The sequence below is a fragment of the Micromonospora sp. NPDC050980 genome (assembly GCF_040653835.1).
In the GTDB taxonomy this organism is placed as follows: Bacteria; Actinomycetota; Actinomycetes; order Mycobacteriales; family Micromonosporaceae; genus Micromonospora.
The window spans coordinates 94,485-116,491 of the sequence record NZ_JBFAGS010000007.1 but is presented as its reverse complement, the minus strand read 5'-3'; the positions used below and the strand labels follow the sequence as shown (position 1 = coordinate 116,491).

Below are 22,007 nucleotides of genomic sequence, written 5' to 3'. Positions count from 1 at the left end.
GTTTGCGAGCCCCGCAGTCGCGAGCCAGGAGTGCGGCGTGAGCGCCGCCGTCGAGGTCCGGGACCTGCGGGTCGAGCTGGGCGGCAACCCGGTCCTGGCCGGTGTCGACCTGACCGTCTCGGTGGGTGAGTGGGTCACCGTGATCGGCCCGAACGGCGCCGGCAAGTCGACCCTGCTGCGCGCCGTCGGTGGCCTGCTGCCCGCGCCGGACGCCGTCTCCCTCTTCGGTACGCCGATCCGCGCGCTGCGCCGCCGCGACCGGGCCCGGGTGGTGGCCACCGTGGCGCAGTCACCCGTGGTGCCGGCCGGCATGTCGGTCTTCGACTACGTCCTGTTGGGGCGCACGCCCTACATGCCGCCGCTGGGCCGGGAGTCCGCCGCCGACCTGGCCGCCGTGCACGAGGTGCTGGACCGACTCGACCTGGCCGGTTTCGGCCGGCGCGAGCTGGCCACCCTCTCCGGCGGGGAACGGCAGCGGGTGTTCCTGGCTCGGGCGCTGGCGCAGGGCGCGACCCTGCTGCTGCTGGACGAGCCGACCAGCGCGTTGGACATCGGGCATCAGCAGGAGGTGCTGGAGCTGGTCGACCAGCTCCGCCGCGAGCACGACCTGACCGTGCTCGCCACCATGCACGACCTCTCCATCGCCGGCGAGTACGCCGACCGCCTGGTGCTGCTCGCCGACGGCCGGGTGGCCGCCGCCGGCCCGCCCGCCGAGGTGCTCACCGAGCAGCTCCTGGCCCGCCACTACCGCGCCCACGTCCGGGTGATCCCCGGCGACCACGGCCCCCTGGTGGTCCCCGTCCGCCCCCATTGACCCCCACCCACCCCACGCCCGGTCGTGCCCTCGTTCACGGAAAGAGTGCCCATCCCCGGTGCGATGAGCACTCTTTCCGTGAAAGAGGGCGGAGAGAAGGGGTGGGGTGGGCGGTCAGCGGAGGGTGGAGATGGAGAAGAGCGCGCCCTGGGGGTCGCGGAGGGCCGCCGAGCGGCCGGCCGGATTGTCCCTCGGCGGGACGAGGATGGTGCCGCCCAACTCGGCGGCCCGCGCCGCGGTGGCGTCCGTGTCCGCCACCGCGAAGTAGACCGTCCAGTACGCGGGCAGATCCGCCGGCAGCGGCTCGGCCCGCGGCAGCATGCCGGCGATGATGCGGGCGCCGCAGCGCCACCCGACGTAGGGGATCGACCCGGCCGGCCGTTCCTCGGCGTGCCAGCCGAAGACCAGCGCGTAGAACTCCTGGGCCCGGTCCGGGTCGGGGGTGACCAACTCGTTCCAGCACATCGCGCCGGGCGCGTTGAACAGTTCCGCCCCGCGCATCGCCATCGGCTGCCACACGCTGAACACCGCGCCGGCCGGGTCGGCGAGCACCGCCATCCGCCCCTGCCCGCTGACGTCGAACGGTGCCACCAGCACCTGCCCGCCGGCCGCCTCGACCCGGGTGGCGACCAGGTCGGCGTCGTCGGTCGCCACGTACGTGGACCAGATCGGCACCTGATCGTCGGTTGCCGGCGGGCCCGCCCCGGCGACGGCCTTGCCGTCCTTGAGGAAGACGGTGTAGCCGCCGGCGTCCGGCACCGTGGAAACCCGGCCGGTCCAGCCGAAGAGCTGCGGATAGAAGCGTTTCGCGTCTTCCAGGCCGGGGGTGGCCAGGTCGGTCCAGCAGGGTGTGCCGGGCTCGACACCGTTCACGGTGACCCCTCTCGCCGGGAGCGGCCACGCCGGCCCGCCCTGCCGGCATCGTGGCACCGTGCGGTCGGCCAGCGGGCCGGAACCGGACAACTGGTCAGGTGAAGCGGCGTCCCTCGTCCCGCCGGTAGGCCCAACCCGCGACGGCGGCGAGCACCAGCACCCAGAGCACCAGCATCACCAGCGCCTTCGGGTCGGGCTGCCAGCCGGTGACCGCCGCCCACATCAGCTCCACGGCGCCCCGGGTCGGCAGGTAGGGGGCGACCACCCGGACGAAGCCGGGCGCGTCGTCCGGCCCGGAGAGCAGGCCGCCGCCGAAGGCCAGCGGGAAGAAGAGCACCTGTGCCACCACGATCGCGGCCTTGCTCGGCAGTGAATAGCCGATCGCCAGGCCGAGCAGGGTGAACGGCACCGAGATCACGGCGACCGCGCCGAGCCCGAGCAGGAACTGCGCCGCGGTCACCCGGGCCGCGGTGGCCACCGCGGCGATCACCACCACCGGCACCATCGACAGGTAGGTCAGGACCAGGCCGGCCAGGATCCGCCCGGCCAGCCGCGGCGCCGGCCCGGCCGGCAAGGTCCGGGTGTACGGGTTCCAGGGCTGGTCACGGTCCTCGGCGACACCCACGCCGTACTGGAAGATGTTGGCGCTCATGGTCGCGAACGTGACCATCGCGGCGGTGGCGTAGGTGGCCGCCGTGGGGTCGTCGCCGGCGAACGGCACCACGAAGAAGAGCATCGCCGCGGCGGGGAAGAACGCGCTGCCGACCACCGCCACCGGAATCCGGATGATCTCCAGGAGCTGGTAGCGGGCGTGGACGAGGGTGAGCGGCACGGCGGTCTCCTAGGCGGCTGCGGACGCGGGCCGGTCGTCGGCCGTGATGGCGAGGAACGCCTCCTCCAGCGAGGTGGGGCGCACCTCCAGGTCGCGGAACGTCGCACCGGTGGTGACCAGGTCCCGGACGAGCTGGTCGGCGTCGGTGGTGAGCAGGTGGACCCGCCCGTCCTTGCGTTCGGTGGCGACCACTCCGGGCAGCGCCGGCAGGTCGTCGGCGACCAGGCTGACCCGGCGTACGCCGACGATGCCGCGGACCGCCGCCACCGAGTCGTCGGCGAGCACGCGACCGTGGCCGATCACCACGACCCGCTGGGCCAGCGCCTCCACCTCCTCCAGGTAGTGGCTGCTCAGCAGCACGGTGCCGCCCTCGGCGTGGAAGCCGCGGATCGACTCCCAGAGCGCGTGCCGTGCCTCCACGTCCAGCCCGGTGGTCGGCTCGTCGAGCAGCACCAGCCGGGGCCGGCCGACGAACGCCAGCGCCACCGCCAGCCGGCGGCGTTGCCCGCCGGAGAGGCCGCCGGTCTGCCGGCGGACCTGGTCGGTGAGGCCGAAGCGGTCGAGCAGCTCGCCCCGGGGCACCGGGTCGGGGTGGTGCGCGGAGACGAAGTCGACCACCTCGCCGACGCGCAGCGTGCCGGGCAGGCCGGTCTCCTGCGGGGTCACCCCGAGCTGCCGCCGGCTGGCCGGGTCACGCGGGTCGCCGCCGAGCAGCTCGACCCGGCCGGCGGTCGGGCGGCGCAGCCCCACCAGCAGGTTGATCAGCGTGCTCTTGCCGGCGCCGTTCGGGCCGAGCAGACCGACCAGCTCACCGGCCCGGACGGTCAGGTCGACCCGGTCCAGTGCCAGCACCTCGCCGTAGCGGCGGCTGACCTGTTCGGCGCGGGCCAGGATCATCGTGGCTCCTCGGACGACGGGGCTTGCCGTCCCTGTCTACCGTGCCGATGCCAGCCTTGCCGCCCCAGGGCGCGCAGCCGCCGTCGCCGCCCGCCCCGCTGGGGCCGGCGGCGTCCGGGGATCGGGTGTACGCCGGGGCGGTGCTGTTCAACACGTCGAAGCCGGCGCGGGCGAACGCGCACGCCGGCGGGTCAGCCGGCCAGCGGGGCGGGCAACGGCTCCCGGTGCAGCACCGCCAGCCGGGAGACGGCCCGGGTCAGCACCACGTAGAGGCGGTGCAGGCCACGTGGCTCGGCGGCCACGATCGCGGCCGGCTCGACGACCACCACGTGGTCGTACTCCAGTCCCTTGACAAGCGTCGCCGGGACCACCGTGACCCGCGCCGCGGCCTCGACGTCGTCGGCGGTCGCGGTGTCGACGCCCGCCTCGGCGAACGCCGCGCGGAGCGCGTCCACCGTGTCGTCGGCGGCGATCACCCCGACCGAGCCGTCGTGCGCGAGCGCCGCCCGCACCTCGGACACCGTCGCGGCCGTCAGGTCCTCGACGGTACGCACGTCGAGCGCGCCGTCGTGGCGCAGCGACCGGGCCGCCGGCACGTCGACGGCGAGTGCGGGCAGCAGCCGGTTCGCGAACGCCACCACGGCGGCCGGCACCCGGAAGCCGACGCTCAGCGGCACCACCGCCGCGTCCGGCTTGCCCAGGTGCGCCAGGGAGTCGCGCCAGTCGGTCGCGGCCCAGGGTGCGGTGCCCTGGGCCAGGTCGCCGAGGAGCGTGAGCGAGCCGTGCTCGCTGCGGCGGGCGATGGCCCGGCACTGCATCGGGGAGAGGTCCTGTGCCTCGTCGACCACCACGTGGGCGAAGCCTGCGGGCCGTTCCAGCAGCCCGGCGGCCTCGTCGATGAGCACCGCGTCGGCGGTGGTCCACCGGGTCGCCTTCGCGGTCCGCCCGACCTTCCCGGCCCGGAACAAGTCCTGCTCCTCGGCGGTGAGCAGGCCGTCGGCGGCGGCGGCGAGCGCGTCCGCGTCGGTACGCAGCCGGTGCAGCAGCCCGTCCGGGGTGAGCGCCGGCCAGACCGCGTCGAGCAGGTCGGCGACCGGCCCGATCCGGCTCATCCGACGCAGCCAGGCGTCGCTCGGTGACTCGGCGCGGCGGGCCTCGGCCTGGCGTTGCAGCAACCCCACCACCCGCGCCCGGACCCGCTCCCGGCCGACGGCGTAGGGCAGGCCCTCCGCGCGGGTCTCGGCGACCACCCGATGCAGCGGGTCGAGGCCGATCCGCCAGCGGAAGGAGCCGTCCGAAACCATGATCGGCTCGGCCGGCGTACCGATGTGGGCCTCGACGGCGCGGCGCAGCACCTCGGCCATCCGGACGTCGTGCTTGAGCGTGGCGGCGGCCGGGTCGTCGACCGCGCGGACCGGCACCCGCGCGACCAGGTCCTCGACGGTGGCCTGCTCGACCTCGACCTCGCCGAGCGCGGGCAGCACCGCCGCGATGTACGACAGGAACGCCCGGTTCGGCCCGACGATCAGCACGCCGGACCGGCGCAACCGTTCCCGGTGCAGGTAGAGCAGGTAGGCGGCGCGGTGCAGCCCGACCGCCGTCTTGCCGGTGCCCGGCGCGCCCTGGACGCAGATCGAGTCGCCCAGGTCGGCCCGGACCAGCTCGTCCTGCTCGGGCTGGATGGTGGCGACGATGTCCCGCATCGGGCCGACGCGGGGGCGTTCGATCTCGGCGGTGAGGATCCGGCTGGCGGTGCCCAGCTCCTCGCCCCGGTCGAGGTGCTCGTCCTCGAAGCTGGTCAGCACGCCGGCGTTGAACCCGAACCGGCGGCGCACCGCGACGCCCTGCGGGTCGCGGGCGCTGGCCCGGTAGAACGACCGGGACACCGGCGCGCGCCAGTCCAGCACCAGCGGCTCACCCAGTTCGTCGGTGACGTGTCGCCGCCCGACGTGGTAGTCCCGCCCGGCGTGGTCCGGGTCGTCCGGCCCGAAGTCGAGCCGGCCGAAGAAGAGCGGGGTGCTCGGGTCGTCGGCCAGCTCCTTGACCCGGCGGGCCATGTGCCGGCCGAGCTGTTCGGCGGTGTACGCGTCGCCGGCCACCTTGTCGCCGGTGGCGAAGAGCGCCTCGGCGCGTTCCCGCATCCGGCGCAGCGCGGCGCGGGAGGTGTCCAGGTGGGCGCGTTCGGTGGCGAGTTCGGCGTCGAGGTTGGTGGTGTCGCTTTGCGTTGCGGGCACGGTGAACTCCCAGGCTCAACATGATGCTCGCTCGCGTGTCCGGGGCGGTTGGCCTGCTCCCGGCGCGGGGACGTCCGCTGCGGTGCATGCTCACCGCGGCCGTCGGGCGGTCAACCACTATACGGAGGCGCCGATCGGTGCCGCCACCGAATTAGACGGTGTGGCCTGAGCCGCCACGGCGCTGCCGCGGGTGTCCGTCGCCCGTCGACGCGGGATCATGGGGGCATGACCGAGGCGCGTCCGGAACAGCATCGGGTGACCATCAGCGACCCACAGGTGATGCGGGCGCTCGCCCATCCGGCCCGGATGGCGATCATGGAACATCTCAGCGCCGGGGAGGGTGGAGCGACCGCCACCGAGTGCGCCGAGATCGCCGGCCTCTCGCCCAGCGCCACCAGCTACCACCTGCGCGAGCTGGCGAAGTTCGGCCTGGTGCGGCAGGCGGCCGGCCGGGGTGACGCGCGGGAGCGGGTGTGGGAGGCGGTGAACCCGTCGTACTCCGTCGAGGCGGGGCCGGATGCCGACCCGGAGACGCACGCCGCCGAGGCGGCGCTGGTGGAGGCGCACCTGGTCCGGGACGCGCAGCGGGTCCGGGACTGGATGCGCCGGGCCCCGCACGAGCCGCGCGAATGGTACGAGGCGACCTGGTTCAGTGACAGCGTGCTGCTGCTGACCGCCGAGGAGTTGGCCGAGCTGAACGAATCGGTCCGGGCGCTGACGTCGCCGTACCGGCAGCGGAACCGCACGGACCCGCCGGCCGGGGCGCGGAAGGTGGCGGTGCAGTACCGGGCGATGCCGATCGACTGAGCGGGGCTTGCGTGCCCAGGTGTGAAGGATTATTTTCGAAGTATGTCCTTCACACCTGGGTCGTCGCGTTGGTCGGACGTCTGGCTCGCCACCACCGCCCGGGGCGTCTCCAGCTGCGGCGACTTCCTCGCCGCCACCGCGCTGACGCTGGCGCTCCAGTCCGCCGGGGCCGGTGGGCTCGCCGTCTCCGGGCTGCTGCTCGCCGCGACGCTGCCCCTGGTCGCGCTCGCCCCGCTTACCGGTCGCCTCGCCGACCGGGTGGACAGCCGCGTCCTGCTGGTCACCGCCGGCCTCGTTCAGGCCGGGATCTGCGTGGCCCTGGCGTACGCGAAGGATCCGGTCCTGGTCGTCGCGCTCGTGGCGCTGCTCGCGACCGGCCTCGCGGTCACCCAGCCGGTGCTCGCCGCGCTGGTGCCGGTGATGGTCCGCGCCGCGGACCTGCCCCGGGCCGGCGCGCTCAACCAGACCGCCGGCACCCTGGGCGCGCTCGCCGGGCCCGCGCTGGCCGGGCTGCTCGTCGGGCAGTTCGGCACCCGGGTGCCGCTGCTCGTGGACGCGGTCAGCTACCTGGCGTTGGTGGTGGCCGGGCTGCTCATCCGTACCCGCCGGGGTGGCCGTGGGGTGGCGGCCGACGTCGCCGGGGCGGCCACGCCCGGGTGGCGGCTGCGGCGCGACCCGCTGCTGTTGGTCATGGTCGGCAGCGTGGCCGCGGTGGTCGGCGCGGTCGGGGCGATCAACGTGATCGAGGTCTTCTTCATCCGGGAGACCCTGGACAGCTCCACCATCGTGTACGGCCTGGTCACCGGCTCCTGGACGCTCGGCATCGTGCTCGGCGCCTGGCTGTTCGCCCGGGTCGCCCGCCGGCTCGCCGACGACGGCGCGCTGCTCGGGGCCGGGCTGGTGCTGCTCGGCGGCTGCTGCCTGGCGGTGCTCGCCTCGGCGGCGGTGCCGTCGGCGTGGCTGCTGGTGCCGATCTGGCTGCTGGGTGGCGTGGGCAACGGCGGCAACAACGTCTTCGACCAGTTGCTGCTTGCCCGTCGGGTGCCGGAGGTAGCCCGGGGGCGGGCGTTCGCGGCCTTCGGCGCGGCGGTGCAGGGTGCCGGGATGGGCGGCTACCTGGTCGGCGGACTGCTGCTGGAGGTGGCCGACCCCCGGTCGCTTGTCGCCGCTTGCGGGGTGGTCGGCCTGCTGGTGGTGGTAGCGCTGGCCTGGCCGGTCCGCCGCGCGGTACGCGCCGAGCGCGCCCCCGCCACCCCCGCGCCGCACCCCGCCGCGCCGTCCCCGATGGGGGTGGGCGGTTAAGCGGGGCCCCCTCCTCTACCGAATGCGTTAATAAGGGGCCCCTCCTTTCATCCGGTGCGGGCGGGGATACGGTCGGGCCATGGCCGAACGCATCGCCCGCCCCCGGGTGGGGCACATCCAGTTCCTGAACTGCCTGCCCATCTACTGGGGGCTGATGCGGTCCGGCGCGCTGCTCGACGTCGACCTGCACAAGGACTCGCCGGACCGGCTGAGCGCCGACCTGGTCCGCGGTGACCTCGACATCGGCCCCATCACGCTTGTGGAGTTCCTGAAGCACGCCGACGAGTTGCTGCTCCTGCCCGACCTGGCGGTCGGCAGCGACGGCCCGGTGCTCTCGGTCAACATGGTCTCCACCCGGCCGCTCGGTGAGCTGAACGGCGCCCGGGTCGCGCTGGGCTCCACCTCGCGCACCGGGGTGCTGCTGGCCCAGGTGCTGCTCGCCGAGCGCTACGGGGTGCACCCGGAGTATTTCCGCTGCCCGCCGGACCTGACCCAGATGCTGCTGGAGGCCGAGGCGGGGGTGCTGATCGGCGACGTGGCGCTGCGCGCGCTCTACGAGGCGCCGGGCAAGGGCCTTGCGGTGACCGACCTCGGCGCGGCCTGGCACGAGTGGACCGGGCTGCCGATGGTGTTCGCCGTCTGGGCGGTCCGGCGCGACTTCGCCGCCGCCCACCCGGGCCTGGTCAAGGAGGTGCACGAGGCGTTCCTGCGCTCGCGTGACCTGTGCCTGGCCGAGCTGGACCAGGTGGCCGAGGCGGCGGCCCGGTGGGAGCCGTTCGACGCGGCGACGCTTGCCACCTACTTCCGTACGCTCGACTTCTCGTTGGGCGAGCGGCAGGTGGCCGGGCTGCGCGAGTTCGCCCGCCGGGCCGCCGCGTACGGCGAGGTGCCGGCGCTGCCGGCGGGCGGCCCGCAGTTCTTCCAGGGCTGAGCGCCCGGGGCGCGGGTCAATTCGCCGGGCGCAGCAGCGCCTCGGTGATCTGCTCGCAGGCCTTCATGCCGTAGTCCCACCCGCCGACGCTGAACGGGCTCTTGACCATCACGCCCATGGTCCAGGTGTCGCCGATCGCCAGGCAGTTGACGTGGTATTCCTTTTCCTTCTGCCGGTCGATCCAGCCGTTCTTGATCGCGATCTTCTGTTGCTGGGCGGCCGGGAACGCCTTGCGGATGCCGAAGTCACCGACGCCACGGACCAGGCGCATCTCGTTGAGCAGCCACTTCGTCCACTTCGGCCCGGCGGCCCGGCCGTCGTCGATGCAGAGGCCGAGTCGCGCGGTGTCCCGGGCGGAGAGCAGCGTCCGGCTCCAGCCGCCGTCGGCGGCGACCTTGCTGTCGGTCAGCTTGCAGATCGAGATCAGCCGTTTGATCGAGGCCGCGCTGCCCACGCTCTCGTAGAACTGCTGGGCCCGGGTGTTGTCGCTGTCGCGGATGATCTGGGTGGCGTCGGCGAGTTTCGCGTCGCTCGGCGTCCGGCCGTCCTCGGCGCTGCGACGCAGGTAGTCGGCGACGACCCAGGACTTGATCAGGGACGCGGTGGTGCTGGTCTCGCTCATGTTCGCCGAGCCGATGATCTTACCGGTGCGCTTGTCCAGCACGGACCAGGCGTACCAGCCCTTGAGGTCGAGATCGTCGAGATTCTGGGCCTGGAACGGCAGCGGCTCCAGCGACGGCGAGGGCACCGGCTCCGGGCGGGCGTTGCGGTCGGTGGGCTGCGCGGTGGACCGTTCGCCGGCCGGCTCGGGACGCGAGGCGGCGGTCTGCCGCAACGGCGACCCGGGGACCAGTCGCAGCGAGAGAAGCAGCAGGCCGACCAGGGCGACGGCGACGGCGATGAACGCGAGCGGGCGGTGACTGCTGCCGGGCCGACGCCGGGCCCCGGCCATCAGAGCTTCCCGACCGGCTGCTGCGGCACCTTGAGCGCGGCCCCGGGCTGCGGGGTGACGAGCTGCGTGGCGACGCTGGCGCACACCTTGGACCCGTAGGACAGGCCGGCGCCGCGCGGGTAGCGCATCATCACCGCGAGACTCCACTTGTCGGTGACGGCCAGGCAGTTGACGTGCCAGTTGCCGTCGTACACGAGTTGGGTCCAGCCGTTCTTGATGCTCACCGGGCCCTGGGACTTGATCGAGGCGGGCAGGCCGTCGACGATGCCCCACTTGCCGCCGCCGGACCTCGTCTGCTGGCTGTTGATGCTGCCCCGGACGTTCGCCATCTCGTCGAGCACCCACTTGGTCCACTTCGGCCCGGCGGCCTTGCCGTCGGCGATGCAGTCGCCGAGCCGGGCCGCGTCCCGGGGGGACATCCGGGTGAAGCTCCACCAGCCCTCGAACGAGGGCACGTTGCCGGGCTTGGTGTCGGTGAGACCGCAGATCTTGACCGCGCGCTGGAGCACCGGGTTGAGCTTGCCGCCGGGCTGCGGCTTGTAGGACCCGCCGGCCGCCCGGTAGACCCGGTTCGCGCCGTCGTCGTCGCTGTCCCGGATGGCCACGCTCGCCGCCTTCTTCAAGTCGGCGGTGGGCTCCTTGTCGCCGAGCTGGCGCAGGTAGTCCGAGACGATCCAGGTCTTCAGCATCGACTCGGTGGAGCTGGTCTGGCTCATGTTCTTCGCGCCGGTGACGACTCCGGTCTTGCGGTCCATCAGCGCCCAGGAGAAGAACTCGCCCTTGAAGTTCACCGAGACCGGCGCGTCGGCCAGCGTCGGGGGCGGCGGTGCGCTCGGGCTGGGCGCGGGCACCTGCTCGGCGCCGGCGCCGACGCCGCCGAGGCTGCTCAGGCCGGCCGGGCCGGAGAGCTTCGCGTACGCGGCGGGCACCAGCAGGCCACCGCCGACGAGGACCGCCACGACGGCGAGCCCCATGGTCACGCGAGGTCGCATGAGTGGGTGAACTCCAGATCTCTGGCCGGGGGGACCGGCGCTTGCGCATGTGTTCGGCCCGATCGCCGCGGGGCCGGGGGACGGTGGCCCGTAACGGTGGCGATCAACGGCAGCCGATCGGTGTGCCGGGGGAAGTCTACTTCCGGACCGGCCTTCCGCCAGATCCCGACACCCGGCAACTCGCCAGGTCGGCGGGATAATGAACCGCTATGCCATCCTTGGGGGGTTTCATCTTCGACAAGTGGTCGACGTCACATCCATTTGCGCAGGTCGGGAGTGACCACGGCGCGCGTTCGACCCTTCACCGAAGGTGTCTCCGGAATCCTGTTACACCCTCTGGTGTCATTCGGCGCGAGCTGTAACACTGGCTTCATGTATGGCAATGACTTCGCCCCGCCCGAGGACGCTCCGGGCGGCGGCCTGCTCGGCGAGGTGGAGGCCGCGGAAGCGGCGCTGCGCGAGGCGGCGGCGCGGGCCAGGCGGGGCGGTCCGCCACCGGACGACGACGCCGAAACCTACTTCGCCGACGTGATCGACGCCGACCAGAAGATCGAACCCCGGGACTGGATGCCGGAGGCGTACCGCAAGACGCTGATCCGGCAGATCGCCCAGCACGCCCACTCCGAGATCATCGGCATGCAACCGGAGGGCAACTGGATCAGTCGGGCCCCCTCGCTCAAGCGCAAGGCCATCCTGCTGGCCAAGGTGCAGGACGAGGCCGGCCACGGGCTCTACCTCTACGCGGCGGCCGAGACGCTCGGCATCAGCCGCGACGAGCTGGTGGACCTGCTGCTCGACGGCCGGCAGAAGTACAGCTCGATCTTCAACTATCCGACCCTCACCTGGGCCGACGTGGGCGCCATCGGCTGGCTGGTGGACGGCGCGGCGATCGTCAACCAGGTGCCGCTGTGCCGCTGCTCCTACGGGCCCTACGCCCGGGCCATGATCCGGGTCTGCAAGGAGGAGTCGTTCCACCAGCGCCAGGGCTACGAGATCCTGCACACGCTGGCCCACGGTACGCTGGCCCAGAAGGCGATGGCCCAGGACGCGGTCGACCGCTGGTGGTATCCGTCGCTGGCCATGTTCGGCCCGCCGGACGGCGACTCCACGCACAGCGCGCAGTCCATGGCCTGGAAGATCAAGCGCTTCTCCAACGACGAGCTGCGTCAGCGTTTCGTCGACATGTGCGTCGGCCAGGCGGAGGTGCTCGGGCTGAGCATCCCCGACCCGGGCCTGCGGTGGAACGACGACCGCCAGGCGTACGACTACACCCAGCCCGACTACGACGAGCTGATGCGGGTGATCAAGGGCAACGGGCCGTGCAACCGGGAGCGGATGGCACACCGGCAGCGGGCCCACGCCGACGGCGCATGGGTGCGGCAGGCCGCCGCGGCGTACGCCGCGAAGCGAGCGGAGCGGACGGACCGGAAGGAAGCGGTAGCGGCATGACCGAACGCACCGAGCGGAGCGAGGGCCGTGAGGGCATGCCCGACCAGCCCCGCATGACCAGCCAGTCCTCGCCCCTGTGGGAGGTCTTCGTGCGGGCCCGGCGCGGCCTGTCGCACACCCACGTCGGCAGCCTGCACGCCCCCGACGCCGAGCTGGCGTTGCGCAACGCCCGTGACCTCTACACCCGCCGCCAGGAGGGCGTCTCCATCTGGGTGGTGCCGGCGAGCGCGATAACCGCGTCCAGCCCGGACGAGAAGGACGCCTTCTTCGACCCGGCGGCCGACAAGGTCTACCGCCACCCGACGTTCTACGAGGTGCCGGACGGGGTGTCGCACCTGTGAGCAGCCTGTTCGATTTCACCCTCGGTCTCGGCGACGACGCGCTGGTCGCGGCGCAGCGGCTCGGCGAGTGGACCACCCGCGCGCCGGAGATGGAGGAGGACATCGCGCTGGCCAACATCGCCCTCGACCAGCTCGGCGCGGCCCGGCTCCTGCTCACGTACGCGGGGGAGTTGGAGGGCACGGGCCGGGACGAGGACGCGCTGGCCTATCTGCGCGACGACCGCGAGTTCCGCAACTGCCTGCTGGTCGAGCTGCCCAACGGCGACTTCGCGGTGACCATGGCGAAGCTGTTCTTCCTGGCCGCCTGGCAGTTGCCGCTCTACACCGCGCTGGCCGGCTGCGCCGACGAGCGGCTGGCCGCGATCGGCGCGAAGGCGCGCAAGGAGTCGGCCTACCACCTGGACCACGCCTCGCTCTGGATGCGGCGTCTCGGCGACGGCACCGACGAGTCGCACCGCCGCGCCCAGGACGCGGTCGAGCAGGTGTGGCCGTACGTCCACGAGCTGTTCGTCGCGGACCCGGCGGCGCCGGTCGACCCGGCCACCCTGCGGGCCGGCTTCGACGCCACCGTGGCCGCGGTGCTGGACGAGGCCACGCTGACCCGCCCGGAGACGGGCTGGGCGCCGGGCGGTGGCCGGGACGGCCTGCACACCGAACACCTCTCCTACCTGCTGGCCGAGATGCAGGTGCTGCACCGCGCCCACCCCGGGGCGACATGGTGACCACGGTGACCGACGCCAGGGCGGCGGTCGCGGCGGTGGTGGACCCGGAGATCCGGGTCGTCACCATCGACGAGCTGGGCATCCTGCGCGCGGTCGAGCGGGAGCCGGACACCGGCCGGGTGGTGGTCACCATCACCCCCACCTACACCGGCTGCCCGGCGATGGACGTGATCCGGGCGGACATCCGCCGGGCGCTCGCCGCCGCCGGGCATCCGGACGCCGAGGTCCGCACGGTCTATCATCCGGCCTGGAGTACCGACTGGATCTCCGACGCCGGCCGGGCCAAGCTGTCCGCCGCCGGCATCGCCCCGCCCGCCCGGCGCGGTGACGACACGGTGGTGCCGTTGACCCTGGCGGTCCGCTGTCCGCGCTGCGGCTCCCCGGAGACCACGCAGGTCAGCCGGTTCGGCTCGACCGCCTGCAAGGCGCTGTGGCGCTGCCGTTCCTGCTCCGAACCTTTCGACCACCTGAAGGCGCTGTGACTGTCACCATCACCCGCCCGGTCCGCCGTCGGCCGACCTTCCACCCGTTGCCCGTGGCCGCCGTCGACCGGCTCACCGACGACTCGGTGTCGATCACCTTCGCGGTGCCCGAGGAGCTGCGGGAGACGTTCGCGTTCCGGGCCGGGCAGCACCTCACGGTCCGCCGCCCGGCCGTCGCGGACGACCCGGAGGCCGAGGAGGCGCGGCGGTCGTACTCGATCAGCTCCACCCCGGACGAGCTGGCCCGGCACGGCCGGTTGCGGATCGGGGTGCGGGAGGTCCCCGGTGGGGCCTTCTCCGCCTACGCCTGCGGCGCGCTGCGCGGTGGCGACACCGTCGAGGTGCTGCCGCCGCTCGGGCACTTCACGTCCGCGTTCACCCCGGACCGGGTCCGGCGGTACGGCGCGGTGGTCGCCGGCTCCGGCATCACGCCGGTGCTCGGGCTGGCCGCGACCGCGCTGGCGGTCGAGCCGGAAAGCACGTTCACGGTGGTGTACGGCAACCGCACGGCGAACACGGTGATGTTCGCCGAGGAGCTGGCCGACCTGAAGGACCGCTATCCGACCCGGTTGCACCTGGTGCACGTGTTGTCCCGTGAGATGGGCGAGTCGGCGCTGCTCTCCGGCCGGATCGACGCCGACCGGTTGACCCGGCTGCTCGACACCGTGGTGCCGGGTGACGAGATCGAGGAGTGGTTCCTGTGCGGCCCGTACGGCATGGTGGAGGACGCCAAGGCGGTGCTGGCCGGGCGTGGGGTGCCGGACAGGGCGGTGCACACCGAGCTGTTCCACGTGGACCCGGCGGCGGAGCCGGCGCGCCGGCCGGTCGAGCGGCCCGGCGCCGGGGCCGGCACCGAGGTGACGATCGTGCTGGACGGGCGCTCGTCGAGCTTCACCATGGGCCGGGACGAGCGGGTGCTGGACGCGGCGTTGCGGGTGCGGGGCGAACTGCCGTACGCCTGCAAGGGCGGGGTCTGCTCCACCTGCCGCGCCCGGGTCACCGACGGTGCGGTGACGATGGCGCGCAACTACGCGCTGGAGCCGGACGAGGTGGCCGCCGGATATGTGTTGACCTGCCAGTCCAGCCCGGTGACGGACAAGCTGACGGTCGACTACGACGCCTGACTTGTGACCCACGGCCGGTGCCTGCTGGAGGCGGCGGAGGCGATGGGGCCGCCGGTGGCGAGCCCGGGGATGGGCTGACCCGGCGACTGGGGTCCTCGTCACCGAGCGGCGGAGTGGCGTGTCCGCCGTCGGGGCCGCGACGTAGGCTCGGAGGCGTGACGGTGAGCCGGGAGATCGACGACATCCTGCAGCGTGGCGCGGACGGCGGGCGGATCACGCCCGGGGAGGCCCTGCTGCTCTACACCGAGGCGCCCTTCCACGCGCTGGGCGAGGCGGCCGACGCGGTGCGGCGGCGCCGCTATCCGGACAACATCGTCACCTACCTGATCGACCGCAACATCAACTACACGAACGTCTGCGTGACGGCGTGCAAGTTCTGCGCGTTCTACCGGGCGCCCAAGCACGCCGAGGGCTGGACCCACCCGACCGAGGAGATCCTGCGCCGCTGCGGGGAGGCGGTCGAGCTGGGCGCCACCCAGGTCATGCTCCAGGGCGGGCACCACCCGGACTACGGCGTGGACTACTACGAGGAGTTGTTCTCCTCGGTCAAGCGGGCCTACCCGCAGCTCGCCATCCACTCGATCGGCCCGAGCGAGATCCTGCACATGGCGAAGGTCTCGGGCGTGAGCCTGGACGAGGCGATCGCCCGGATCAAGGCGGCCGGCCTGGACTCGATCGCCGGCGCCGGCGCCGAGATGCTGCCGGACCGGCCGCGCCGGGCGATTGCGCCGCTGAAGGAGTCCGGCGCGCGCTGGCTCGAGGTGATGGAGTTGGCGCACCGGCAGGGCCTGGAGTCGACCGCGACCATGATGATGGGCACCGGCGAGACCAACGCGGAGCGGATCGAGCACCTGCGGATGATCCGGGACGTGCAGGACCGCACCGGCGGGTTCCGGGCCTTCATCCCGTGGACCTACCAGCCGGAGAACAACCACCTGAAGGGCCGCACCCAGGCGACCACGCTGGAATACCTGCGCCTGGTCGCGGTGGCCCGGCTGTTCTTCGAGACGGTGCCGCACCTGCAGGCGTCCTGGCTGACCACCGGCAAGGACGTCGGGCAGCTCGCTCTGCACATGGGCGTGGACGACCTCGGCTCGATCATGCTGGAGGAGAACGTCATCTCCTCGGCCGGCGCACGGCACCGGTCCAACCTGCACGAGCTGATCGGCATGATCCGGTCGGCGGACCGGATCCCGGCCCAGCGGGACACGCTCTACCGCCGGCTCGCGGTGCACCACACCCCCGCCGACGACCCGAGCGACGACCGGGTGGTCTCGCACTTCTCGTCGATCGCCCTGCCGGGCGGCGGCGCCGGCCGGTCGCTGCCGCTGGTCGAGGTGAACTGACCGTCCGCGTGGGTCACCGCACGGTCGGTGACGCTCGGCACTCGGCCGAACGGTTGATGACCGCTGGGTGAAAGGGCCCTTCCGGCAGGCCGGTCGTCCGGCCGCCGGGAGGGGCGCAGGGGAGCAAGAGCGATCAATTCGGACCAGCTTTAAGCGATCCTTAGGTGTGCAGGTGGTGAACCCCTGTCGCAGGGGATGGCGAGGAAGATCGTGGACCGCTAATGTCCCCGCCCGTACGCTTTCCTGCACCCCACGGGGGGAACCACTTCCATGATCAACCGTAGTCGCGTGCTCGCCGGTGCCACCGGTGTCCTCGCCGCCGGCCTCTTCACCGCGCCGGCGATGGCCGAGCCCAACTCGGCCGACCTCGCCATCGAGGCCACCGGCACCACGATCGCCGTGGGCGCGCCCGGCAAGACCGCCGGCGTCTCCCTGCTGAACAAGAGCAAGGTGGACGTCAAGGGCATCCTCGTCGGGCTGGACATCAGCAAGCTCGACACCACCAAGGTGGACATCGACGAGTCCGGCTGCAACAAGCGCGAGGACGGCATCATCCTCTGCGGCATCCAGGGCGACACGCTCAAGGCCGGCGCGGACGTCGACTGGGGCTTCCCGCTGACGCGCAAGGGCACCGGGGTCGGCGACGCCGGCGAGATCAGCGCGATCATCCTGCACGACGGTCCGGACCCGGACGAGTCCAACAACGAGGTCACCGTCAAGGTCAAGGTCGAGGGCACCGGCCCGGACCTGACCGTGGTCGCCGCCGACGTGGACAAGGCCGTCAAGGTCGAGGGTGACAAGATCTCCGTGGTCGGCGACCTGCACGCCGGTGAGACCGCCCAGCTCATCTACACCACCTGGAACCAGGGCGACGCCACCGCGGCCGGCCTGAAGATCGCGGTCAAGCTGCCCAAGGGCGTGATGTTCGCCGAGGCCGAGCAGGGCTGCGTGGACGACGCTGCCAAGTCCTCCCGGGTCTGCACCTACCAGAACCTGGACCTGATTCCGGAGTCGACGGACAAGCCGGGCGACGACCAGATCGCCGGTGGTCGCTTCTACCACCTGCTCACCGTCGGCAAGGACGTCAAGGCCGGCAGCCTGAGCGGCGGCAAGGTCACCGTCGAGGCCCTGGGCGTCCAGTCGCTCACCGCCCGCACCCCCGGCCGCAGCGCCCTGCCGGCGAACGCCGAGGCCGCCACGCCCGTCGAGGTCGACGCCACCGACAACACCGACGCGTACGCTGTCGTGGTCGCCGCCGCCCCGGGTGGTTCCGGTGGCGGCTCGGGTGACGACGAGGGTGGCCTGCCGGTCACCGGCCCGCAGGCCGGCCTGCTCGGCGGCGTCGGCGTGGCCGTGCTGGCCGCGGGTGGCGCGCTGTTCCTGGCCGCCCGTCGTCGCCGTGTGGTCCTGGTGACCCCGGGTGACGAGAAGCCGGTCGCCTGACGATCGTCCTCCATCGGCCCAGGCGGGCCGTTCACATAACGCACCGCGGCAGGGGCGGGATGGGTGACCATCCCGCCCCCGCTGTTTGTCGAGGAAGACGGGAATCCCACCCGCCCAGCGCTGGCGCTACGCCGCGCCGCTCCGGTACCGTCCGTTCGTTCCCGTGCCTGATCGGCACGTCCCTACCCCCGGGGGAACCATGACCAACCGTTACCGAGCCACGCTGGCGCGCGCCGGCGTGGTGGCCCTCCTCTCCACCGCCGGCCTCGGCGCGGTCACCGGACCGGCGCAGGCCGCGGGCGAGGCGGAGCTTCAACTCATCCCGCTCAGCTACCAGTTGGCCAAGGGCGTCGACGAGGCCAAGGCCAAGCCGTTCAAGTTCCAGGTGAAAGACACCACCGGCACCGTCGACGCCAAGGACGTCCGGGTCACTGTGGAGACGAAGCGCCTCAAGCCCCACAAGGTGGGCGTGCTCGTCCCGGACGGCTGCGAGGTGACCGGCACCAGGTTCTCCTGCCTGCTCGGCGACCTGGCCGCCGGCACCACCGAGGACTTCGGCATCCCACTCTTCTCCACCGGCGCCAAGGGCGCGGCCGGCACGCTGAAGGTCTCGATCAGCGCGGCCAACGGCGACGGCGTCCTGGACTCCGTCGACCACGACATCACCGTCACCGCGCCCGGCTACGACCTCACCACCTGGGTGCAGGACGTGTACGCCGACGTGCAGGTCGACGGCGACTCCGTCGGCGAGGCGAACCTGCGTCCGGTCCGGCCGGGTGAGACCGTGCCGCTGGACTGGGCCGTCTTCAACAACGGCAGCCGCAAGGCCACCGGCATCACGTACGGCATCACGCTGCCGGCCGGCGTCACCTTCGCCGAGCTGCCCGAGGGCTGCGTCGAGCAGGTCCTGGGCACCGTGCAGGCGCTCTGCCAGGACCGTGGCGCGGTGCTCAAGCCCGGCCAGTACTACACCGCCGACGTGCAGGTGACGGTCGGCGCGGACGTGACCGAGAAGCTGCTCGGGCCGGGCTTCGTCTTCGCCGGGGGCATGGACTCCGCCGCCGGTGCGCCCGAGGAGGCGCCGCGGGTCGCCAGTTCGGCCCAGCGTCGCGCCTTCTCGGAGGTCGACGACGGCGACAACAGCGCCCAGTTCGACGTCTTCGTCGACCCGAGCGCGGAGCCGACCCCGGACCCGACGCCGACCCCGACCGCCACGCCGACGGCCGAGCCGACCCCGAGCGGCAGCGCGACCGCGGTGCCGACCCCGACCCCGACCGAGGGCGGTGGCAGCGGTGGCGGCTCCGGCGACGGTGGCCTGCCGGTGACCGGCATGCAGGTGGGCCTGATCGGTGGGATCGGCGCGGTGGTGCTCGCCGCCGGCGCGGCGCTGCTGATGCTGTCCCGGCGTCGCAAGGTGGTGCTGGTCTCGCCGACCGACGAGCGCACCGAGGACTGAGCCCGGAGCACCGGACACGGCCGGGGGCGAGGTGGGCGACCACCTCGCCCCCGCGCCGTACCCGGGGCGGCGTGGCTGGCAGAGTGGAGGGGTGACCAGTCGTTCCCCCCAGGGCCGGCGCGCCAGCCTGGAGAAGCAACCACACGAGGTCGCCGCCATGTTCGACGGTGTGGCGGCCCGTTACGACCTGACCAACACGGTGCTCTCCTTCGGACAGGACCGGTCCTGGCGGCGGGCCACCCGGGCGGCGCTCGGGCTGCGCCCCGGCGAGCGGGTGCTCGACGTCGGCGCCGGCACCGGCGTCTCCACCGAGGAACTGGCGCACTCCGGGGCGTACGCGGTCGGCGCCGACCTGTCGCTGGGCATGCTGCACGCGGGCAAACGCACCCGTCCGGCGGTGCCGCTGCTGGCCGGGGACGCGTTACGCCTGCCGTTCGCCGACGCCAGCTTCGACGCGGTGACCATCTCCTTCGCGCTGCGCAACGTGAACGACACCGACGCGGCGCTGCGCGAGCTGGCCCGGATCACCCGGCCGGGCGGGCGGCTGGTGGTGTGCGAGTTCAGCACCCCGGTCAACGCGGCGTTCCGGACGGTCTACCTGTCGTACCTGATGCGGTCGTTGCCGGCGGTGGCCCGGACCGTGTCGAGCAATCCCGACGCCTACGTCTACCTGGCCGAGTCGATCCGGGCCTGGCCGGACCAGGCGGCCCTGGCCGCCCGGGTCGGCGCGGCCGGCTGGGGCCGGGTGGCGTGGCGCAACCTGACCGGGGGCGTGGTCGCCCTGCACCGCGCCATCCGGCACTGATCACTCGGGCTGCTGCCCGCCATTTCGTGAATGTCCGACTTTCGGGTGCGGTGCGCCGTAGGCTCGCGGCCATGACCGGACCCGACCACGCCGCCACCGACGACGACGCCGCCGAGCTGATCGCGCAGCTCCGTGACCTGGCCGGCGCGGATCCCGCGGAGGTCCGCCAGGTGGTCGCGGAGGTGCTGGCGGCGCTGGACCGTGCGGCCGGCGGCGCGCTGCGCGACCACCTGCCCGAGACGATCCGGCTCGATGCCGGCCTGGGGCCGGCCGCGCCGGCCCGCTCGTGAGCGGCCCGCGCCCTCTTTCGGGCCGGTTTCCGGGAAGTTAGGCCCCCCTCAGCGCATACAGGTGTAACGCCGGTCATAGACTCCAACCCGATCGGCTTGTGAAGCATTTCACGAGCATGCGGGAGGAGGCGCGGATGACCGCGGTGGAGAACGACGCCGACGTCATCGTCGTGGGCGCCGGTCCCGGAGGATCGGCCACGGCATACCACCTGGCGCGGCACGGCGTACGCGTGCTGCTGCTGGAGAAGACGGAGTTTCCCCGGGAGAAGGTCTGCGGCGACGGGCTCACCCCCCGAGCCGTGCGGCAGCTCGTCCGGATGGGCGTGGACACCTCGCCGGAGGCCGGGTGGCTGCACAACAAGGGCCTGCGGGTGATCGGCGGCGGGGTCCGGCTGGAGCTGGACTGGCCCGACCTGGCCAGCTTCCCCAACTACGGCCTGGTCCGGACCCGGCTCGACTTCGACGACCTGCTCGCCCGGCGGGCCGTCGCCGCCGGCGCGGAGCTGCGCACCGGCGTCAACGTCCTCACCCCGGTGCTCGACGCCGACGACCGGGTGACCGGCGTGCAGGCCGAGGTCGGCCCGGGCAAGGAGCCGGCCACCTTCCATGCGCCGCTGGTGGTCGCCGCGGACGGCGTCTCCGGCCGGTTCCCGCTCGCGCTCGGCATGGCCAAGCGGGAGGACCGGCCGATCGGGGTGGCGGTCCGCCGCTACTACCGCTCGCCGGCCAAGCACGACGACGACTACCTGGAGTCGTGGCTGGAGCTGCGTGCCAAGGGCAACGACGCGCTCCTGCCCGGCTACGGCTGGATCTTCGGCCTCGGCGACGGCCGGGTGAACGTCGGCCTGGGCGTGCTCAACTCCTCCTCGGCCTTCGGCAAGACCAACTACCGCAGGCTGCTCACCGACTGGTTGGCCAACACCCCGGAGGACTGGGGGATGACCGACGAGGCCAACGCCGAGGGGCCGATCCTCGGCGCCGCGCTGCCGATGGGCTTCAACCGGGTCCCGCACTACAGCCGCGGCGTGCTGCTGGTCGGCGACTCCGGCGGCATGGTCAACCCGTTCAACGGCGAGGGCATCGCGTACGCGATGGAGTCCGGCGAACTGGCCGCGGAGGTCGCCGTGCAGGCGCTCGCCCGCCCGGCCGGCGCCGAGCGGGAGCGGGCGCTGCTGGCCTACCCGCAGGAGCTGAAGGCCCGCTTCGGCGGCTACTACCGGCTCGGCGGGGTCTTCGTGAAGCTGATCGGCCGCCCCGAGGTGATGCGGATGGCCACCAAGCACGGCATGCCGCACCCGATGTTGATGCGCTTCGTGCTGAAGCTGCTGGCGAACCTCACCGACCCGCGCGGCGGGGACGCGATGGACCGGGTCATCAACGCCATGACGAGGGTGGCGCCGGCCGTGTAGCAGACCAACGGTCCGCGGTCGACCGACCACGGAGCGGCGAGATCGACCCCCACCGACCGCTGTCGTCAGGGACGTGAATAGTGTGATTTTGGCCAACCACCGAGGTCAGGGAAGGACGAGCAGGGGACAACGATGACGCTCTCTCCTTATGCACCCATCATCGGGCTGTTCGCCCTCGCCGCGGGGTTCGCGCTGTTCTCCGTGGCCGCCGCCCGATTCGCCGGCCCCCGGCGTCTGAACAAGGCCAAGCTCGAGGCGTACGAGTGCGGCATCGAGCCGAGCCCGCAGCCGGTCGGCGGCGGCCGGTTCCCGATCAAGTTCTACCTGACGGCGATGCTCTTCATCGTCTTCGACATCGAGATCATCTTCCTCTACCCCTGGGCGGTCTCCTTCGACGCCCTGCCGATCTTCGGCTTCGTGGAGATGGTCATGTTCATCGTCGCGGTCTTCGTCGCCTACGCCTACGTGTGGCGGCGCGGCGGCCTGGACTGGGACTGAGGAGGTAG

22 protein-coding genes are annotated in these 22,007 nt (G+C 72.8%); 16 read left to right on the top strand and 6 right to left on the bottom strand.

The features are described 5' to 3' along the window. Positions 1–37: 37 nt before the first annotated feature. Positions 38–814 (top strand): ABC transporter ATP-binding protein, encoded by a 777-nt coding sequence (locus AB0H28_RS13710; protein ID WP_358038521.1) that lies wholly within the window; start codon positions 38–40, stop codon positions 812–814. Between the two features lie 114 nt (positions 815–928). Here AB0H28_RS13710 and AB0H28_RS13705 read toward each other — a convergent pair whose 3' ends face one another. The 4 genes from AB0H28_RS13705 to AB0H28_RS13690 all read right to left on the bottom strand — a co-directional run bounded on the left by AB0H28_RS13705 (position 929) and on the right by AB0H28_RS13690 (position 5,650). Next, positions 929–1,687: a VOC family protein gene (locus AB0H28_RS13705; protein WP_358038518.1), complete on the bottom strand. Its 759-nt coding sequence runs from the start codon at positions 1,685–1,687 to the stop codon at positions 929–931. Positions 1,688–1,781: 94 nt separating this feature from the next. Beyond that, a complete protein-coding gene (locus AB0H28_RS13700; RefSeq protein ID WP_358038515.1) occupies positions 1,782–2,519 on the bottom strand; it encodes an ABC transporter permease in 738 nt (245 codons plus the stop codon). A 9-nt stretch (positions 2,520–2,528) separates the two neighbouring features. Continuing rightward, positions 2,529–3,416 (bottom strand): ABC transporter ATP-binding protein, encoded by an 888-nt coding sequence (locus AB0H28_RS13695; protein ID WP_358038512.1) that lies wholly within the window; start codon positions 3,414–3,416, stop codon positions 2,529–2,531. A gap of 191 nt (positions 3,417–3,607) precedes the next feature. Then, the gene (locus tag AB0H28_RS13690; protein WP_358038509.1) at positions 3,608–5,650 is read right to left on the bottom strand and encodes an AAA family ATPase; all 2,043 of its coding nucleotides are present in this window, start codon (positions 5,648–5,650) and stop codon (positions 3,608–3,610) included. Between the two features lie 225 nt (positions 5,651–5,875). Between AB0H28_RS13690 and AB0H28_RS13685 the strand changes: the two genes are divergently transcribed. From AB0H28_RS13685 to AB0H28_RS13675, 3 genes are all read left to right on the top strand, one after another. Beyond that, positions 5,876–6,457 (top strand): metalloregulator ArsR/SmtB family transcription factor, encoded by a 582-nt coding sequence (locus AB0H28_RS13685; RefSeq protein WP_358038506.1) that lies wholly within the window; start codon positions 5,876–5,878, stop codon positions 6,455–6,457. A gap of 42 nt (positions 6,458–6,499) precedes the next feature. After that, complete coding sequence (locus AB0H28_RS13680; RefSeq protein WP_358038502.1) at positions 6,500–7,759, top strand: MFS transporter; 1,260 nt, start codon at positions 6,500–6,502, stop codon at positions 7,757–7,759. Positions 7,760–7,838: 79 nt separating this feature from the next. Beyond that, complete coding sequence (locus tag AB0H28_RS13675; protein WP_358038499.1) at positions 7,839–8,690, top strand: menaquinone biosynthesis protein; 852 nt, start codon at positions 7,839–7,841, stop codon at positions 8,688–8,690. Between the two features lie 16 nt (positions 8,691–8,706). On the opposite strand, the gene AB0H28_RS13670 is transcribed toward AB0H28_RS13675, so the two are convergent. Further along, the gene (locus tag AB0H28_RS13670) at positions 8,707–9,642 is read right to left on the bottom strand and encodes a hypothetical protein (protein WP_358038496.1); all 936 of its coding nucleotides are present in this window, start codon (positions 9,640–9,642) and stop codon (positions 8,707–8,709) included. Further along, positions 9,642–10,634 (bottom strand): hypothetical protein, encoded by a 993-nt coding sequence (locus AB0H28_RS13665; RefSeq protein WP_358038493.1) that lies wholly within the window; start codon positions 10,632–10,634, stop codon positions 9,642–9,644. The genes AB0H28_RS13670 and AB0H28_RS13665 overlap by 1 nt, the downstream gene beginning before the upstream one ends. Before the next feature lie 372 nt (positions 10,635–11,006). On the opposite strand from AB0H28_RS13665, the gene paaA reads away from it, so the two are divergent. From paaA to AB0H28_RS13605, 12 genes are all read left to right on the top strand, one after another. Further along, positions 11,007–12,083, top strand: coding sequence for a 1,2-phenylacetyl-CoA epoxidase subunit PaaA (gene paaA, locus AB0H28_RS13660; RefSeq protein WP_358038490.1), 1,077 nt, complete (start codon positions 11,007–11,009; stop codon positions 12,081–12,083). A gap of 53 nt (positions 12,084–12,136) precedes the next feature. Further along, positions 12,137–12,424 carry a 1,2-phenylacetyl-CoA epoxidase subunit PaaB gene (gene paaB, locus AB0H28_RS13655; protein WP_358039030.1) on the top strand — a complete coding sequence of 96 codons (288 nt, stop codon included), beginning with the start codon at positions 12,137–12,139 and terminating at the stop codon, positions 12,422–12,424. Next, positions 12,421–13,146: a 1,2-phenylacetyl-CoA epoxidase subunit PaaC gene (paaC, locus tag AB0H28_RS13650; protein WP_358038487.1), complete on the top strand. Its 726-nt coding sequence runs from the start codon at positions 12,421–12,423 to the stop codon at positions 13,144–13,146. The genes paaB and paaC overlap by 4 nt, the downstream gene beginning before the upstream one ends. A gap of 5 nt (positions 13,147–13,151) precedes the next feature. Further along, positions 13,152–13,628 (top strand): 1,2-phenylacetyl-CoA epoxidase subunit PaaD, encoded by a 477-nt coding sequence (gene paaD / locus AB0H28_RS13645; RefSeq protein WP_358038484.1) that lies wholly within the window; start codon positions 13,152–13,154, stop codon positions 13,626–13,628. After that, complete coding sequence (gene paaE / locus AB0H28_RS13640) at positions 13,625–14,752, top strand: 1,2-phenylacetyl-CoA epoxidase subunit PaaE (RefSeq protein ID WP_358038481.1); 1,128 nt, start codon at positions 13,625–13,627, stop codon at positions 14,750–14,752. The genes paaD and paaE overlap by 4 nt, the downstream gene beginning before the upstream one ends. Positions 14,753–14,907: 155 nt before the next feature. After that, the gene (gene mqnC, locus AB0H28_RS13635) at positions 14,908–16,098 is read left to right on the top strand and encodes a cyclic dehypoxanthinyl futalosine synthase (protein ID WP_358038478.1); all 1,191 of its coding nucleotides are present in this window, start codon (positions 14,908–14,910) and stop codon (positions 16,096–16,098) included. Between the two features lie 270 nt (positions 16,099–16,368). Further along, positions 16,369–17,541, top strand: a complete 1,173-nt coding sequence (locus AB0H28_RS13630; RefSeq protein ID WP_358038476.1) for a hypothetical protein — start codon at positions 16,369–16,371, stop codon at positions 17,539–17,541. Between the two features lie 199 nt (positions 17,542–17,740). Then, positions 17,741–18,997 (top strand): cell wall anchor protein, encoded by a 1,257-nt coding sequence (locus AB0H28_RS13625; RefSeq protein WP_358038473.1) that lies wholly within the window; start codon positions 17,741–17,743, stop codon positions 18,995–18,997. A 91-nt stretch (positions 18,998–19,088) separates the two neighbouring features. Then, on the top strand, positions 19,089–19,802 hold the full coding sequence (locus tag AB0H28_RS13620; RefSeq protein WP_358038470.1) for a demethylmenaquinone methyltransferase: 714 nt from the start codon (positions 19,089–19,091) through the stop codon (positions 19,800–19,802). 71 nt (positions 19,803–19,873) lie between these two features. After that, positions 19,874–20,092 (top strand): hypothetical protein, encoded by a 219-nt coding sequence (locus AB0H28_RS13615; RefSeq protein ID WP_358038467.1) that lies wholly within the window; start codon positions 19,874–19,876, stop codon positions 20,090–20,092. 134 nt (positions 20,093–20,226) lie between these two features. Beyond that, positions 20,227–21,501: a geranylgeranyl reductase family protein gene (locus AB0H28_RS13610; protein WP_358038464.1), complete on the top strand. Its 1,275-nt coding sequence runs from the start codon at positions 20,227–20,229 to the stop codon at positions 21,499–21,501. 132 nt (positions 21,502–21,633) lie between these two features. Beyond that, positions 21,634–21,999 (top strand): NADH-quinone oxidoreductase subunit A, encoded by a 366-nt coding sequence (locus AB0H28_RS13605; RefSeq protein ID WP_089154551.1) that lies wholly within the window; start codon positions 21,634–21,636, stop codon positions 21,997–21,999. The last annotated feature ends 8 nt before the right edge of the window (positions 22,000–22,007 follow it).